The organism is Adlercreutzia faecimuris, assembly GCF_022669055.1.
In the GTDB taxonomy this organism is placed as follows: domain Bacteria; phylum Actinomycetota; class Coriobacteriia; order Coriobacteriales; family Eggerthellaceae; genus Enterorhabdus; species Enterorhabdus faecimuris.
On sequence record NZ_JAJMLW010000004.1, the window covers coordinates 19262 to 36103 of the forward strand.

Genomic DNA, 16842 nt, shown 5'->3' on the forward strand with positions numbered 1-16842 from the left:
GCCTCGCTGGTGGCCGAGCGCCGCGGCCAGGGGCGCGCTTCTCGGGCGGTGCGGGCTTAGCGGGCCGAGGCGCCCTGGGCGTCGGCCTCGGCGGGCTCCGCGCAGGGGCTGGCGACTCGCGCCGCCTGCGCGTCCGCGCCGCGCCGCCGCGTGCCGTCCTTGGGGATGAGCGGCGCGATGAACACGCGGGGCGCGGGCGGGATCAGCCGATCCAGGACGGGCGTCAGCGTGCGACCCCACATCCCCACGGCGCGCCCGACCAGCAGCGCGGCGATGATCGTCCCCTCGCGCACCTGGTACAGGCCGCCGAGCGTCAGCAGCGAGAGCGCGGCCGCCGAGGTCATCAGCGTCACATCGACGGCGATCTTGCAGGTGGGGAAGGGCCGCCCGGACACGTAGGCGATGACCTGGATGATGGCGTCTGCCGGCGACATCACCAGGTCGGGCGCCATCTGAAGGCTGATGCCCAGCCCCAGGGTGAGGATGGACAGCGCCAGGAACGCGAGCTGCATCGGGTAGCCCGTCGGCGGTACGAACGAGAGCGCCCACAGCCACACGTCCACCGCCACGGAAAGCAGGAGGAACAGCGGCAGCTGCAACAGCTGGATGGGCTTGAACTCCTGGCGCAGGAGCGCCATCTCCAGGAACAGGAACGCCAGGTTGATGACGAACGTCCACGCACCCATGGTCATCCAGCCGGCGTCCAGCCGCGCGCAGAGCTCGGTGAGCACGGCCGGCATCGACGAGATGGCTGCCGTGCCCGTGCACGAGTGCTTCGACAGCGCGATGCCCAGCGCCACCAGCACGGCGCCCAGCACCGTCACCGCTACGCGCAGGCAGAAGTTAGCACGCGCGCCCGCGAAGAGCGCGCTCCAGTTGGTCTTGATGTGTCCCATAGCCAGAAGTGTAGCACCTCGTCTCCGCACGCCCGCCGCCCGCCGTCGGCGAACGGCGCCCAGCGCGCCGACGCCTCGCTCGTGCCCGGCGCCCGGGAGCGGCTTCTCGTGGACAAAAAACGCCGATCTCGCAGCTCTTCCGCGGGCGACCCCAAGCGCGGGTTCCGCTCCTCTCGCGATATGGCCAGGTCGGGAAGTCGCGGCCTTCCTCGCCGTCCTCCCCACCGCTCGCTTTCCCTCTCGGATTCATGCGAGATCGCCGATTTTTGTCCACCCAAATGCGAGATCGCGTGTTTTTGTCCACGCGCAGGGACAAAAACACGCGATCTCGCAGACCGTCCCGCCGCGCATCGACGCCGCCCGAGGGCTACGCCGCGCTCATCGCCCAGCTCGCCGTCCGCTGCGCGCCCGGCTTCCGCGACGAGCGCACCACCACGCCGCGCTCGCTGCTCGCCCCGGCCTCCGGCGCCTACGAGTTCAGCACCGACTCGACGCTGCGGCTGAAGTAGCCCTCGGGGATGTTGGCGGCTACGAACTCGGCGAAGGCCCGGGCCTCGTCGGAGCGGGGCGCCTCGGAGGGCCAGGTCAGCGACACGGGGTACCACATGGTGTCCGTCGCCACCTTGAAGCGCACGATGCCGGGCTCGTTGCGGTAGCGGTTGGCGATGCACTCGGGCAGCGTGGCCCATCCCAGGCCCGCCTTCACGCCCTCGACCATGGCCTCGTGGGTATCGAAGCAGCCCACCATGTTGTGGTCGCGCAGCGATATGCCGTAGCGCTCGCGGAAGTGGCGGTTGCCCACCATGTGTCGTCCGGAGTGCCACTCGTACACGATCATGGGCCACTTGAGCAGGGTCTCCACGGGCACGGGGTAGATGATCTGGTTGTAGGGCGCCTTGTCCGGGGCCAGGAACACGAGCTTCTTGTAGCCCAGCACCTCGTTGACGATGCCCGGCTCGGTGGGCTGGTTCTCCAGGATGGCGAAGTCCAGCTCGCCGTCCTTCAGCTTCTGAACCAGGTCGGGCTCGTAGCCGGCGTCCAGGTGGACGCGCGCCTCGGGAGCCTGCTTGACGTACTCGGCCACCAGGCGCGGCAGCAGCGTCACGCCGTCGGCGAAGCTCATGCCGATGGTGAGGCTGGCGGGGAAGTGCTCGTCGATGGCGGCGATCTGCGACGCCAGCACCCGTTCCATGCCCGCTACGTTCTGGGCGAACTTCACCACCACCTTGCCAGCTTGCGTGAGCGATATGCCCGCCGACGAGCGGTTGACGAGCGAGGTGCCGAACTTCTTCTCGATGCTGTTGATCTTCTGCGAGAGCCCCGGGCGCGACATGTACAGCTGGTCGGCCGCCTGCGAGAGGCTCTTCGCCTTCGCCAGGACCAGCAGGACCTCAACGTCGTCAAACAGCATCGTTCCCCCTTGCTTTTGGGAACTACGGGCGTGGTCGGGGTCGGGCGGGCGCCATCCGGCTTTGCGCTGTGCGAAAGAGGGTGGCCCACCCCGGCTCCGCGCCGCCGGCGCAGCATCCGCGATTAAGCACACATGAGCAGATTAAACACTGGCCGCTTGGAGTTAGTCCAGGGTGTCCGGCGGAATCGGTGAAGTTCTTTTTTCCCGAACCTGCAACAAACGCTTACATGTCCGAATTCCTTTGCAACCCCTGCAAGGAAGTCGAACGGGCAATCGGTGACTGACGTAGTAGCAATTACCTCCACCTTCCTATGATCGAGGCACAGGCGATAGGGGGTTGCGTCGTCGAGGGGGCCCACAAGAACCGTCGATCAACTCCCAAGCCTTGAGTGTCACGAAGAGGAAAGACGAGGAGGAATCGATGGACAAACAGGGAATCATCGAGGCCAGCCGGGAGCGTCGCGAAGGTGAGCGCATCTTCTACACGTCCTGCCCGGCGAACGGATGCTGGGACTCCGCATGCATTCTGAGGTGCCATCTGAAGGAGGGCAAGCTCATTGCCGTCGAGCCCGACGACTCCGTTAACAAGAACGACAGTCGCGAGGACTGCGGCTGGGAGAACATCTGGAAGGGCAACGTTCAGATGCGCCCCTGCGCCATGGGCCATTCCTGGAAGAAGGAGCTCTACGCCGAGACGCGCCTGCTCCATCCGATGAAGCGCGTCGGCAAGAAGGGCCCTGGCAACGGCTACTTCGTGCAGATCAGCTGGGAAGAGGCCCTCGACACCATCGCTGAGAAGATGATCGAGATCAAGGGCAAGTACGGCCCTTACGGCATCTTCCACTCCCAGTACCCCAGCTTCGAGAAGAACGGCTTCCCCCTGGCTCCCTGGTGGGAGGCGGGCTTCGGCGCGTGGGGCGAGCACTCCTGCTCGGGCCATGCGGCTGGCGAGATGTTCCACCTGGGCGTCGACATGCCCAAGTGCGCTCGCGGCGTCGCGGATAACCTGCCGGGCTTCGAGGCCTCGGACATCTTCAACTCCAAGCTCTTCATCATGTGGGGCATGGATCCGGTGGTCGCCTGGTTCGGACCGACGTCCTACTACATGCAGCTGGCCCATGAGTACGGCTGCAAGACCATCGTCATCGACCCGCGCTACACCCAGTCCGCCGAGATCCTCGCCGATCAGTGGATTCCCATTCGCCCCGGCACCGATCTGGCCATGATGCTGGCCGTGGCCCAGGTGCTCTATGAAGAGGATCTCATCGACCACGAGTTCGTCGACGAGTGGGTCGAGAAGGATGGCTTCGAGGAGTGGCGCGCCTACGTCATGGGCGAGGGCGAGGACGGCATCAAGAAGACCCCCGAGTGGGCTGCCCCCATCACCGCCGTGCCGGCTGAGACCATCCGCGAGTTCGCGCGTCTCTACGGCACCGAGAAGCCGGTGCATCTGCAGTACTTCTACTCCTGCGCCAAGCGCCACCTGGGCGACTACAGCGCGGCTGCCGCCATGCTGCTCCAGGCCATGACCGGCAACGTCGCCTGCGCTGGCGGCTGCGAGTCGGGCGCCTGCCTGCCCACCCCCGGCCGCGTGCCCGCGCCTCGCGCCGACTTCGGCCGCAATCCGGGCGACTACACGGTGCCGGTGCTGTTCAACAACAACTGCCTGACCGAGATCCTGGCGTCGCAGAAGGACTACTGGGAGGGCCGCATGAGCGAGGACGAGTTCCGTCATCGCATCGGCTCGCCGACCAACGACAGCCCGCTGCCCAACATCCAGATGATCATCTTCGAGAACAACTACGCCAACAACCACTCGAACGTGAACCGTCGCTTCCAGGGCATGGCCGACACGGAGTTCAACTGGGGCTTCCAGTGGCACGTGAACCAGCCCACCGCCGAGCTCTGCGACATCATCCTGCCGGCGCCGGTGTGGCAGCTCGAGGGCATGGACGAGTACATGTACGGCCATCAGCGCTTCGTGAGCGGCCCGAACGGCATGCGCAACTACTTCACCTTCTGCGCCCGTGGCTGCGACTTCCCCGGCGAGGTTCGCTCCAAGGAGTGGGTGTGGACTGAGATCGCCAAGCGTCTGGGCGATGAGGTCGTCGAGGGCTACAACCCCCGCATGAAGGACGTTCCGGTGGAGAAGTGGGTTGACGCCCAGGAGGCCATCTACAAGGAGGCCTTCGAGAAATGGGCCGACAACGAGACCGTCATGGCCTACCTCGGCTACGAGAAGCGCCCCACCTGGGAGGAGTTCAACGCGAATCCGGTCGTCCGCACCGAGATCGACGTGCCGTACTACCCCTTCAAGAACGTCATGGAGCGTGGCGACAGCCCGTTCCTCACGCCGTCGGGCAAGGTTGAGTTCGTGTCCAACTTCGTGAAGAACAACGACATGACCGAGACCCGCTGGCGCGGCCAGTACGAGGCCATGCCGGTGTGGAGCCCCAGCTACGTCGAGGGCGACATCTCCACGGCCTCCAACGACGGCTTCTACAACCCGAAGGTCAAGGACTATCCGCTGTCGCTGGTCACCCCGGTGTCCATCTACCGACAGCACTCCTCCAACGACAACAACCCGTTCATGCGCGAGGACGTCTACCGCCACGGCGTGTGGATCTCCGGCGTGGACGCCCAGGCTCGCGGCATCAAGGACGGCGACGTCTGCCGCGTCTACAGCGATCGCGGCGAGGCCATCCTCACGGCCTACGTGACCAACCGCTGCATGCCCGGCACCGCGGCCATCCACCATGGCGGCTGGTACCAGACCAACGGCGAGACGAGCGAGATGAACGCCTTTGGCCAGGATATGCGCGGTACGCCGAACATCTTCCTCGATGACGGCCACCTGCCCCACATCCTGGGCGCGCTGATCATCGCCGGCCTCATCAACGTTGAGAAGGTGGCCGACGGCGACGCCGAGGGCTACGGCTCCGAGGCCGAGCGCGGCGGCATGCGCGGCGCATCGGTCGCCATTGGCACCCGCGATGCCCTGGCCAAGAAGGACGGCGCCCGCGACGCGGCCGCCACGGCCTAGTGGCGAAGACTTCGAGAGGAGGAAACAGACAATGACCCAGTACGGATTCTTTTTCGACATGAACCGCTGCTACGCCTGCCAGGCCTGCAGCATTGCCTGCAAGGACTGGAACGGCCTTGAGCCCGGCGCCGAGAAGTGGATGACCGTCTACGAGTGGGAGCAGGGCACGTTCCCGAACATCCGCCTGCATGCGCTGGCGTTCCCCTGCGCGCACTGCGAGGATCCCTCGTGCGTGAAGGTGTGCGAGTCGGGCGCCCTCTACAAGGAGGACGAGTTCGGCGCGGTCCTGGTGGATCAGGACAAGTGCACCGGCTGCCGCAAGTGCTACGACGCGTGCCCCTATGGCGCGCCGAAGTTCGCCACCGACGAGCCGACGGCCAAGATGAGCAAGTGCACCATGTGCGTCGACCGCCTGGCCGAGGGCCAGCAGCCCCTGTGCACCCTGTCCTGCCCGCTGCGCGCCTTCGACTTCGGCCCGCTCGACGAGCTCATCGAGAAGTACGGCGACGTGCGCTACTGCGAGGGCATGCCCTCCCCGGACGCCACCAAGCCGGCCTATCTCGTCTGGAACCCGCGCGAGAAGAAGCAGCTCATCCCGTATCCCGTGGACGAGGCCATCGCGCTCAACCAGCAGCGTGGCGACCTGGGCACCATGTTCGAGAGCGAGGAGGACCTCACCACCTTCGACGAGGGCACCATCCGCCGCGACAAGCTGCAGATGAAGTTCGACAGCAACATCGAGCTCATGCGCGCCACCCGTAACGATATGGCGTAAGTCGTCTGACGACGGCCAGGGAGGTGGGGCCGAGGGGCGAAGCGAAGGCTGCGCAGCTTCTGAGCGTAGCCCCTCGGCCCCACCTCCCGTCCCGCGCTAGGCGAGGGGCCTGGCGCGGGCACGAGTTCCACCATCTACGTCCACTTGCTGGCTTGGAGGACCCGGAAGTGGGCTTAGGGGAAATCAGCATCAACCTGAAAGGGGAAAAGAAATGGAGTGGATAGGAGTCATCGGCATCGTCGCCGGTCTCGTCTTCTTCGTCGTCGCGGCCATGAAGGGCTGGAACGTGCTCATCACGTCCCTCGTGACCGCCATCGTCATCGCTTTGACCAACGGCATGGACATCATGAACTCCATGGTGGGTGCCGAGAAGTCCTACGTCACCGGCCTGGCCGGGTTCATCCGCGGCAACCTGCTGATCTTCATGGGCGGCGCCATCATGGGCGAGTTCATGGACAAGTCGGGCGCCGCCAAGGCCATCGCCCAGTTCGTCATGAACAAGGTCGGCACCAAGAGCCCGTACCTGGTGCTCCTGGGCATCGCCGCCGTGGGTGCCGTGCTCACCTACGCGGGCATCTCGATGTTCGTCGCCATGTTCGCCCTCATCCCGCTGGCGCGCCCGATGTTCCGCGAGTGCAACATCCCGTGGCACCTGTTCTGCGCCGCGTGGTCGCTGGCCGCCTGCTCGTTCACCATGGCCATGATCCCCGGCGTGCCGGCCGTGGCCTGGATCAACGCCGCCAACGGCTGCGGTGTGTCCCTGACCGCCGCCCCCATCATGGGCATCGTGGGCTCCATCATCGCCATCGTGGTGAGCTGCATCTACATCAAGTTCGCCCTCAAGCGCGCTGAGGCCAAGGGCGAGACCTTCGTGGCCGACGCCGACGACGTGGCCGTCGAGGAGCAGAAGGACCTGCCGAGCCTGTTCCTGTCGCTGCTGCCGCTGATCGTGCTGATCGGCGTCATCATCGGCCTTTCCGCCACCGGCATGAAGAACGTCGTCTACATCGGCATGCTGGCCGGCATCATCGCCTCCATCGTGTGCTTCTTCAAGTACGTGCCCTCGATGCGTGACACGCTCGGCAAGGGCGCCGTCGCCGGCGTGGGCCCGGCCGTGTTCACCTCCGCCGCCGTCGGCGTGGGCACCGTGGCCGCCGCCTCCGTGGGCTTCACCGTCATCTACGAGGCCATCTTCAACATGCCGGGCGGCACCTACGTGTCCGCCGCCACCATGGCCGCTGCCCTCGGCGGCATCATGGGATCCGGCTCGGGTGCTGTGGGCATCATCGCCCAGAACTTCCTGGAGCCCTACCTGGCCACCGGCGTCGACCCGGCCGCCCTGGCGAAGATCATCGCCACCTCGGCCACCATCGGCGGCGCGCTGCCCAACTCGGGCGCCATGTTCGGCATGCTGGCCGCCATGGGCCTGAACCACAAGAACTCCTACAAGCACATCGCCGCCATCTCCATCGGCGCCGGCCTGTGCGCCCTGGTGGTCATGATCATCATGGCCAACGTGGGCATCTACTAGGAGATTCTCCGATCTTTCCGGCTGGCGCGGCTGCGGCGCGCGGCATCCTCCAGGCCCCGCCGCGGCCGGCCGGCCCCTTGTCCCCCTTACCCTCCTGAGGAGAACACCATGTGCTTTAGACCTGCTGACACCGGCGCCTCCGCCGGTCCCGCCAAGTGCCCCGAGTGCGGCAAGACCATCCAGGCCATGGGCGGCATCGAGCTGAAGAGCTGCCCGTTCTGCAAGTGCGACTTCACGCCGTACCTGAACGGGTCCAAGCCGCTGCCCAACGGCGCGCCGGCCGCTCCGGCCGCGCCGGGCGCCCCCGGAGCCCCCAAGGCTCCCGGCGCCCCGGGTGCTCCCGCGGCCCCGGCCGCGCCTGCCGCGCCCAAGGCCCCCGGCGCCTAAGCCGCGTCAGCCTTGGGAGCTGGGCCTCCGCCGAGGGGCCCAGCTCCCTTCCCGAAGGTGCCCGCCGCACCCCACCTTGCGGGCGCCTTCGGGAAGGGAAGGGCATTCGCCGGCCGCCGAGGCGGTCGCCTGCCTCCCTTGCCGGAGGCGGCGGCCCGCGGCCGCCCGGCCCGCGCACGGCGCCGGCGAGCGGAGTCAGAGAGGGGAATCCGCCGATGGATACCAAGACGAGCGAGGCGAAGGGCAAGCCCACTGCCGACGTGGCCGAGAAGACTCGGGGCCGTGCCCCGGCGGCCGGAGGGGACGCGGCCAAGCCCCGGAAGAGGGGCTCGGCCACCGAGCAGGTGTCGCTGTTCGAGCGCGTGCCGGCCGACAAGCGGCTCGCGTGGCCCGACATCGGGGCCATCCTGGGCGGCGTGGTGTCGAGCCTGTCCAAGGTCATGGGCGGCGGCATCGTCGCCTTCTACGCCGGCTGCCAGATGGGCGGCGTGACGGTGGCCATCACCTTCGTGCTGTCGTTCTTCCTGACGCTTCTGGTGGGCAAGATCTGCTACCGCGAGGGACTGCCCAACAACGTGGTGTCCCGCTTCTACGTGTTCGGCCGGCGCGGGTCGGCGGCCGGATCCCTCATCTGGATCTTCTGCCTGGTGGGCGTGCTGGCCGTGGGCACGGTGCAGCTGGGCAACGCGATACTGTTCGCCTTCGGGTGGGAGGGCGAGGCCGTCCGCTGGGCGCTGTTCATCGGCATCTCGTGCGTGTGGGTGGCCATGGCGCTGTTCGGCACCAAGGTGATCGCCCGCATGAACGCCGTGTTCGTGGTGGCCCTGTTCTGCGTCATGGGCTACGTCATCTACCTCATCGCCGCCGACGGGCAGCTGGTCGACGCGGCCACCCACGGCATCCTCATCCCCGGCGTCGAGCCGCTCGAGGGCTTCGCCTACTCCGTGAACTACGCCATCATGACGAGCGGCCTCATGGCGCTGTTCGCCGCCGACTTCACCCGCTTCGCCCGCAAGGAGCGCGACATCGCGCCCATCGCCGCCACGGGCAGCGTCTTCGCCATCATCACCTACCTGTGCGGCGCGCTCATCGTCTACTACGGCTTCGACAAGTCGGTCGAGTACTTCTCCGCCCAGGGCATGGGCGCCACCCTGGCCGCCAACGCCGCGGTCACCAACCCGGGCGTGTCGTTGGTGCTGGCCGCGGGCGGCGTGGGCCTGGCGGTCATCTGCCTGTCGCAGATGAAGGTGGAGACGTCCAATTCCATCGGCGGCGCCAACGCCGTGTCGAACCTGGTCAACTGCCTCACGGGGCGCAAGCTGCCCTGGTGGGCGGCGGTCGTGGCCGCCAACGCCATCGGGCTCGCGTTCATCCTGGGCAACATCCTCGACCAGGTGAACGCCTTCATGAGCTACGGGTCGATCCTGACGAGCTCGTGGTGCGTGCTGCTCATCACCGACTACTACCTGGTGCGCGGCAAGATGGGCATCGGCGTGCAGGGCATCGACCTGGACGCGCCCGAGCACGAGGTCAACTGGCGCGGCGTGGGCACCATCGCCGTGGTCGGCCTGATCGGCAGCGTGCTCTACGCCACCGGCGCCGTGGCCGTTCCCTTCCTGGTGGTGGCCCCGCTCACCGTGGCCGCCTACGTGGCCGTGAGCTGGCTTCTGCGCGACAAGGTGCGCGCCGGCGAAATCGGCTAGCCGCGCCGAGCGCGGGTGTGCGCGTGTGCGGACGTGCCCCGCGAGAGCGCCTGCACCCCGCACTTCGTGGGGCGTGCGTCTCGTGAGAGCGTCCCTGCGAGCGCACCCGCATTGCCCCCACACCCCCGCGGGTGCACCTCCTCCCTTGGGCGCCGGGATGTTTCACGTGAAACATCCCGGCGCTTTCTTCTGTGAAAAACGTGTCTTCACACCATTTTTTATTACGAAAAAGTGGCGTGAAGATACGTTTTTTCTTATTATGATCGTATTCACCACAAGGAGGGAGGAAAGGGTGCGCAGGAAGATAGACGCGATCCTCGACCGCTGGGCCCAAGAGGGCGATGCTCGCCCGCTTCTGGTGCGCGGTGCGCGGCGCGTGGGGAAGACCTACGCGATCAGGCGCCTCGGCGAGGAGGCCTTCGGCGGCGACTTCGCTTACTGCGACTTCCAGGCCAATCTCGAGCGCCTGGAGGCCGTCTTCGCGGGGTCGACGGACGTGGCGCGCATCGTGGCCGACCTTGAGCTGCTCCTTCGACGCGACATCGTGCCCGGCCGCACCCTCATCGCCTTCGACGAGGTGCAGCTGTGCGAGAAGGCTCTCAACGCCCTGCGCTTCTTCGCCGGCAGCGGCTATCGCGTGATCGCCACGGGCTCGCAGCTGGGCCTCACCCTGCGTCATCGCGAGCTGCCGTTCCCCAGCGACGTGACCCACGTCTACCTGCGTCCGCTCGACTTCGAGGAGTTCCTCTGGGCCCGCGGCGAGGAGCGCATGGCCGCTGCCATACGTCGGGCCTTCGACGAGCGTGCCCCCTTCGCCTTCCACGAGGAGGCCCTCGACCTCTACCGGCGCTACCTGGTGGTGGGCGGCATGCCGGCGCCGGCGCGCGCCTTCTGCGAGGGAGGCGGCCTCGAGGAGGTGCGGGCGCTCCAGGCGGAGATCGCCCAGACCTACGTCGCCGACATGGCGCTCTACGCGCCGGCGGAGGAGACGGCGCGTATCCGGGCGGTGTGGGCGAGCCTGCCCGCGCAGCTCACCCGCGAGAGCACGGCCAAGTTCAAGTACGCCGACGTGGCGTCCGGCGGGAGGGAGCGCCAGCTGCGCGGGCCCCTCGCCTGGCTCGAGGCGGCGGAGCTGGTGCTGCTCAACCCGCAGACCAATGATGCGCAGCCGCCGCTCACGGCCCGCGGGGGAGGCTCCTTCTTCAAGGCGTACCTGCTGGATGCGGGCATCCTGTTCTACCGGCTCAACCTTGACGGGGGCATCTTCCTGGATGCCTCCCTGCGAGTCTCGCTCTCGCCGTGGTTCCGTGGGGCGCTGGCGGAGAACTACGTGATGGAGTCCCTGGTGGCCAACGGGGTTCCGACGTTCTACTGGACACCGGGAACCAGCTCGTCGGGAGAGGTCGAGTTCGTGGTGCAGACGCGCCGCGGCGCCATCGTGCCCATCGAGGTGAAGTCAGGGCCGAACGTGCGCTCGCGCAGCCTCAACGCCTATCGGGCCAAGTGCGGGGCGGAGGTGGCCGTGCGCCTGTCCGAGCGCAACTTCGGCCTGGAGGGCGGCATCCTCAGCATCCCCCTCTACGCCGCCTTCTGCTTGGACGAGGCTGCGCTGGCGGCGCTGTAGGCGCGCATGAGAAGGCCCCGGCGCGGGTTCGCGCCGGGGCCTTCTGGGTGATGGGGGAGGGGAGGGTGCTACTTCTGGGTGGCTTCCTTGGCGTCTTGGGCCTTGGCCTCCACGGCGCCCTTGGCCTCGTGGGCCTTGGCGACGACGGCGTCCTTGGCGTCGCCGGCCTTGTCAGCCGCGGCGTCCTTCGCCTCGGCTGCCTTGTCGGCGGCCTTGTGGGCGGCGTCGCTGGCGGCCTGCTTGGCGTTCTCGGCCACCTCGCCGGCCTTGTCAGCCGCGGCGTCCTTCGCCTCGGCTGCCTTGTCGGCGGCCTTGTGGGCGGCGTCGCTGGCCGCGTCGGCCAGGTCGCCCGCCTTCTCGACGGCGGCGTCCTTGATGTCGCCGGCCTTGTCGACGGCCGCGTCCTTCAGGTCCCCCGCCTTGTCGGCCAGGTTGCCCGCGGCGTCCTGGATGGCCTCCTTGGCGTCCTCGGCCATGTCCTTGAGCTTATCGGTGAATCCCATGGTCGTTCTCCTTTCGAGCTACTGCGTCTCTGACAGCCCGTCCGGTGAGTTAGCGGATCGGAGGGCTGCCGAGGCATTTGCGTTAGGTTACGGGGAGCCCGGCGGCGCGCCGCTGTCGCCGAGCTCCTGAAACGCTCTCATAGCCTAGCTGTGAACTAGGCGTTGTCATCGGCGGCGGGCGTAACGGTTCCGCGCAGGATGGGAAGCGGCGCGGGCGCGGGACGCGGGCGCTGTGAGAGAATAGCCCGAGGAAACCGGTCGTGGAAGGAGCGCTGCCATGACAGATAGCCAGGTCAGCTATGGGGAAGCCGTGGAACGCGGGATGGATGCGACGGGCGCGGCGCCCGCGGCCGTGGAGCTCGCGGCGGACGCCGTGGGCGTGGCGGGCGCGGAGCCTGGGGTCGCGGACGCCGCCGGAGTGGCGGGCACGACGGGCGACGGCGCGGCGAGCTCGCAGGGCGCCGCAGTCGCCGGCGCGGCGGGCAAGCCGCGGAAGTCGGCCGCCGAGTACGCCGAGACCTTCGGCAAGGTGGTGGACGTGGCTGACAAGGCCCTGCGCTTCATGCCGCTTCCCAAGGGGGCCAAGCGCGTCGTAAACAGCGCGATGCCCCTGGTCAAGCAGGTCGCCCAGATAGCGCCCGCCGCCGCGCCCGTGGTGGAGCCCTATGCGCGCAAGGCCGTGGCCCAGGCGAAGGTGGCGGCTCCCAAGGCCGCCGCCGCGGCCAAGGCCGGCGCCCGCGCAGCCGCCGCCACCGCCGGCAAGGCGGGCCACGCAGCGGCTACCGGGCTGTCCCATGCCGGCCACGCCGCCGCGACCGCCGGGCACGCCGTGGCCTCGGGAGCGTCGGCAGCCGGCCACGCCGCAGCGGCGGGAGCGTCGGCGGCCGGCCATGCGGCCGCGACCGCCGGGCACGTCGTGGCGGGCGGCGCCTCCCGGGCGGGCCATGCGGCCGCCGCGGGCGCGCGTGCGGCCGCGGGCGGCGTGCGCGCCGTCGCCGACCGGGTGCGCCCTAAGGAGCGCTAGCTCGCCTTCCCCGCCTTCATCCCGGCCTTGCGATAGCCGTAGTGCCCGCTCAGGGCGATCATGAACACGGCGGTCACCAGCACCGATGCCAGCTCGGCCACCGTCACCGACAGCCAGATGCCGTCGACGCCCAGCCACAGCGGCAGCAGGATGACGGCGCCCACCTCGAAGACGAGCGTGCGCAGAAACGATATGAGCGCCGACACCAGCCCGTTGCCTAGCGACGTGAAGAACGCCGACCCGTAGATGGAGAAGCCCATCAGCAGGAAGCACAGCGCGTACACCCGGTAGGCGTGCACGGTGAGCGCCAGCAGCGCCGCGTCGTAGCCGACGAAGATGCGCGACAGCGGCTCGGCCAACAGCTGCCCGGCGGTGAACATCGCCACGCTCCCGGCGGCGATGAGCCCGAGGCTCCGCAGCAGCAGGCTGCGCATCTCGCGGTGGTTCCGCGCGCCGTACTGGAAGCTCATCAGCGGCGACGACCCCATGGCGTAGCCCATGAAGATGGCGCCGAACACCATCCCCGTGTACATGATGACGCCGTAGGCCGCCACGCCGTCCTCGCCGACGTAGGCTAGCAGCTGGAGGTTGTACAGCATCCCCACCAGGCTCATGGCCACGTTGGCCACCATCTCCGACGACCCGTTGACGCACGCCTTGCCGATGACGCGCCACTGAGGTCGCACGGGGCGCAGCCGCAGGAAGCTCGCGTTCTTGCGCAGGAAGTAGATGAGCGGCAGGCCGCCGCCGACCAGCTCGCCGATGTTGGTGGCCAGCGCGGCGCCGACGAGCCCCCAGCCGAGCGCGCCGACGAACAGCGCGTCGAGCACCATGTTCGTCACGCCGGCCGCCACGATGATGCCGAAGCCGAGCTGCGGCTTGCCGGCCGTGACGAAGAAGCTCTGGAAGGCGTACTGCAGCATGAAGAAGGGCAGCGTCAGGAGGATGAGCCGCCCGTAGAGCGTGGCATCGGCCAGCAGCTGGCCGCTGGCGCCCAGGAGCGCGGCCACCGGTTCCGTCGCCGCGAAGCCCGCCGCGGCCAGCACGATGCCGAGCCCCAGGGCGAACCACACGAGCATCGAGAAGTACCGGTTGGCGCGGTCGTCGTCGCCCTCGCCGCGGGTCTTGGCCACGATGGCGCTGCCGCCGGTGCCGATCATCATGCCCGAGGCCGACAGGATCATGATGAAGGGGAAGATGAGGTTGACCGCCGTGAAGGCCGTCTTGCCGGCGAAGTTGGACACGAACAGGCCGTCCACGATGGAGTAGAGTGACGCGAAGATGGTCATGGCGATGGAGGGCGCCACGAACTTGAGCAGCTTGCCTGTGGTGAAGTGCTGGGACATGTCGACGGTCATGGAGGCTCCTCGGAGCGGGGGGGGCGGGCGCGTAGGGCGCGGGGTTGCGGGGCGTGCGGCGGCGCGCACGCGGGCGCGTGTGGCGGCGGGTGCGCTCGACTGGGGCGGGCTTCTCTCTCGGGGGCCCAGTGTCGCCCAACGCTGAGGGCGGATGTCAGGGTCGGCCCAGTCTCCAGAAGTTTTTCAGATAAGATGTTGACGAGTATTGGATAGTGTCATATAGTGTCCGTAGTCTAAAACACAGCGAAAGCGGACTGGAGCCTCCCCGATGGCACCGGTCCGCTTTCGTGTTCGGGGCGGTTGCGGGGGCGTCGCGGGTGCTGGCGCGGCCGCGCGTTCCCCGCCTCGTCCCACCTTGCTGTCGCGGTTCACGGCGGCTCGACGGCGCGGGCGGCGCCGGGCGTGCGGTCGCGGGGGCGTGCTATGCTGCTCGGCAGCAACCGACCCCGAGGGAAAGGCCCGCCATGCCCCATCAGCCCGACAACCCGAAGCGCGACGCGTCCCGCCTCATGGCGTCCATGGGGGAGCCGGCCGTCGGGCGGCGCGAGGCCCCGCAGCCGGAGGATCCCGGCGCGTCGCGGCGGCGCGTCGTCGTGGGGGTGGCCCTGGGGGCGGTCGTCGTGGCGGCGGTCCTCGCGCTCATGCTGTTCCTGGCGCCGAGCGCCGCGGCGGCATGCTAGGGGAGCGTCCGACGGCCGGCGCTGCCGCGGCGGGCGCCGCCGTGTCGGCGGCCGACCTGGTGGTGACGGCACGCCACGGCTTCACCGCGCTTGACGACGAGGTGCGCCCGCTGGCCGTGGGCATCGCGGGCGACCGCATCGCGTGGACGGGCGACCCCGCCGAGGTGGGCGACGCCGCCCATCCCGTGGCCGCCGCCGCGCGCCGCGCCGACTACGGCGACGCCTTCCTCATGCCGGGCTTCCACGACGCCCACCTGCACTTCTTCCACTCCGCGCTCTACGCGTCGCCCCTGGCCGACCAGTTCCTCGGCGCGAGCGAGCAGGACTGCGTCGACCGCCTGGCCCCGCTGGCCGCGCGGCGCCCCGCCGGGTCGTGGCTGCTGGCCCAGGGCTGGCGCGAGTACCGCTGGAACCCGCCGGTCATGCCCACGCGCGCCTCGCTCGACGCCGCCTACCCCGACCGGCCCGTGGCGCTGTACTCCGGCGACGCCCACACCTTGTGGCTCAACGGGCGCGCGCTCGAGCGGCTCGGCATCACCGAGGCCTCGGAGGCGCCGGCCGGTGGCAGCTACGACCGCGACGCGGAGGGCCGGCTGACCGGCATCGTGCGCGAGGCGGCGGCCATGGAGCTCATGCCGCGCATCGTCGGCGAGTTCACAGCCGACGAGCTGCTGGACGCTTACCGCGCCTTCCAGGCCACGCTCAACGCCCAGGGCGTGACGGCGGTCTGCGACATGGCGCTCATGGCGGGGCCGGGGCTCGACTTCGTGCGCGACGATCTGTTCGCCGCCCTGGAGGAGGCCGGCGAGCTCACCCTGCGCGTGTCGCTGTTTCCCACACTGCTGGCCGACGGCAGTCGCCTGGCCGGCCTCCAGGAGCGCCTGGACGGCCCGCTCGTGCGCGCCCAGGGCTACAAGCAGTTCTTCGACGGCGTGTCCAGCCAGCACACGGCCTGGCTGCACGATCCCTACGCCAACGCGCGCTTCCCCGGCGACTGCGGGCGCCCGACGGTGGATCCCCAGGTCATGGGCGAGCTCGTGCAGAAGGCGGCCGCCGAGGGGCAGGGCGTGCGCATCCACGCCATCGGCGACGAGGCGATCCACCGGGCGCTCGACCTGTACGAGGCCGCGGGCATCGGGCGGTCGCGAGCCGGCGCTTCGGATGCGGGCGTCGCGGGCGCCGCGGACGCCCCGGGTGCCGCCCCGCGCCCCGCGCCCGTCTTCACCCTGGAGCATCTGGAGAACTTCCAGCCCGCCGATATCGCGCGCCTGGCGCGCCTGGGCGTGGCGGCCTCGGTGCAGCCGCGCCACATGACGCTCGACCCCGGCGGCCCCGAGCGCGACCTGGGGCCCGCGCGCGTGCCGTACATGTGGCCCCTCCGCCAGCTGCTCGACGCCGGGGCCGTGCTCGCCTTCGGCACCGATTCGCCGGTCACGCCCACCGACCCGCTCGCTGCCGTCTACACGGCCGTCACCCGCAAGGACGCCGACACGCGCGCGCCGGAGGGCGGCTGGTTGCCGGCTGAGGCGCTCACCGTGCCCGAGGCCCTGCGCGCCTACACCGCCGGCAGCGCCCGCGCCGCCGGCCGCGGCGCCGACCTGGGCGCGCTCGCCCCCGGCATGCTGGCCGACCTGGTCGTGCTTGACCGCGACCTCACCGCCGTTGACTCCGAGGCCATCCCCGATGCCCGCGTCCTGGCCACCTACGTCGGCGGTCGCCGGGTCTACGCCGCCGACGAGTAACCGCGCGCCGGGCCTGCCCCGCGCCGCCGACGAGCGGCGACGTGCCGCGCCCGGCCCACCCCGCGCCGCCGACGAGCGAGGCGCGGCGTGCCAGGTTGCCGGCGGCTTGCCCCCGGCGATTGGAGCCCGCCGCCCCGAATCACCGGCGGCTTGCACCGATTTGGG

At 69.2% G+C, this 16842-nt stretch carries 14 protein-coding genes; 10 read left to right on the forward strand and 4 right to left on the reverse strand.

Features of this window, described 5'->3' with window-relative positions; translation table 11 throughout:
* Positions 1–56 precede the first annotated feature (56 nt).
* Positions 57–896, reverse strand: a complete 840-nt coding sequence (locus LPT13_RS10300) for a YczE/YyaS/YitT family protein (protein ID WP_242166246.1) — start codon at positions 894–896, stop codon at positions 57–59.
* Between the two features lie 290 nt (positions 897–1186).
* Here LPT13_RS10300 and LPT13_RS10305 point away from each other — a divergent pair, with 290 nt between their 5' ends.
* Positions 1187–1405, forward strand: coding sequence for a hypothetical protein (locus tag LPT13_RS10305; protein WP_242166248.1), 219 nt, complete (start codon positions 1187–1189; stop codon positions 1403–1405).
* On the opposite strand, the gene LPT13_RS10310 is transcribed toward LPT13_RS10305, so the two are convergent.
* A complete protein-coding gene (locus tag LPT13_RS10310; RefSeq protein ID WP_242166249.1) occupies positions 1366–2307 on the reverse strand; it encodes a LysR family transcriptional regulator in 942 nt (313 codons plus the stop codon). The genes LPT13_RS10305 and LPT13_RS10310 overlap by 40 nt on opposite strands.
* Before the next feature lie 421 nt (positions 2308–2728).
* Here LPT13_RS10310 and LPT13_RS10315 point away from each other — a divergent pair, with 421 nt between their 5' ends.
* The 6 genes from LPT13_RS10315 (at position 2729) to LPT13_RS10340 (ending at position 11370) form a co-directional block, all read left to right on the forward strand.
* Positions 2729–5350, forward strand: coding sequence for a molybdopterin-containing oxidoreductase family protein (locus tag LPT13_RS10315; RefSeq protein WP_242166250.1), 2622 nt, complete (start codon positions 2729–2731; stop codon positions 5348–5350).
* A gap of 31 nt (positions 5351–5381) precedes the next feature.
* On the forward strand, positions 5382–6125 hold the full coding sequence (locus LPT13_RS10320; RefSeq protein ID WP_242166251.1) for a 4Fe-4S dicluster domain-containing protein: 744 nt from the start codon (positions 5382–5384) through the stop codon (positions 6123–6125).
* Between the two features lie 211 nt (positions 6126–6336).
* Complete coding sequence (locus tag LPT13_RS10325) at positions 6337–7656, forward strand: GntP family permease (protein WP_242166252.1); 1320 nt, start codon at positions 6337–6339, stop codon at positions 7654–7656.
* Between the two features lie 108 nt (positions 7657–7764).
* Positions 7765–8043, forward strand: a complete 279-nt coding sequence (locus LPT13_RS10330; RefSeq protein WP_242166253.1) for a hypothetical protein — start codon at positions 7765–7767, stop codon at positions 8041–8043.
* A gap of 215 nt (positions 8044–8258) precedes the next feature.
* Complete coding sequence (locus LPT13_RS10335; RefSeq protein ID WP_242166254.1) at positions 8259–9746, forward strand: cytosine permease; 1488 nt, start codon at positions 8259–8261, stop codon at positions 9744–9746.
* Between the two features lie 292 nt (positions 9747–10038).
* The gene (locus LPT13_RS10340) at positions 10039–11370 is read left to right on the forward strand and encodes an ATP-binding protein (RefSeq protein WP_242166255.1); all 1332 of its coding nucleotides are present in this window, start codon (positions 10039–10041) and stop codon (positions 11368–11370) included.
* Between the two features lie 68 nt (positions 11371–11438).
* Here the strand turns inward: LPT13_RS10340 and LPT13_RS10345 are convergent, their stop codons facing one another.
* Positions 11439–11873, reverse strand: coding sequence for a hypothetical protein (locus LPT13_RS10345; RefSeq protein WP_242166257.1), 435 nt, complete (start codon positions 11871–11873; stop codon positions 11439–11441).
* Between the two features lie 277 nt (positions 11874–12150).
* On the opposite strand from LPT13_RS10345, the gene LPT13_RS10350 reads away from it, so the two are divergent.
* Positions 12151–12897 carry a hypothetical protein gene (locus tag LPT13_RS10350; protein WP_242166260.1) on the forward strand — a complete coding sequence of 249 codons (747 nt, stop codon included), beginning with the start codon at positions 12151–12153 and terminating at the stop codon, positions 12895–12897.
* Here the strand turns inward: LPT13_RS10350 and LPT13_RS10355 are convergent.
* Positions 12894–14255, reverse strand: a complete 1362-nt coding sequence (locus tag LPT13_RS10355) for an MATE family efflux transporter (RefSeq protein ID WP_242166261.1) — start codon at positions 14253–14255, stop codon at positions 12894–12896. The genes LPT13_RS10350 and LPT13_RS10355 overlap by 4 nt on opposite strands.
* Before the next feature lie 464 nt (positions 14256–14719).
* On the opposite strand from LPT13_RS10355, the gene LPT13_RS10360 reads away from it, so the two are divergent.
* Positions 14720–14935, forward strand: coding sequence for a hypothetical protein (locus LPT13_RS10360; RefSeq protein ID WP_242166262.1), 216 nt, complete (start codon positions 14720–14722; stop codon positions 14933–14935).
* A complete protein-coding gene (locus LPT13_RS10365) occupies positions 14929–16677 on the forward strand; it encodes an amidohydrolase (RefSeq protein WP_242166263.1) in 1749 nt (582 codons plus the stop codon). The genes LPT13_RS10360 and LPT13_RS10365 overlap by 7 nt, the downstream gene beginning before the upstream one ends.
* Positions 16678–16842: the final 165 nt, after the last annotated feature.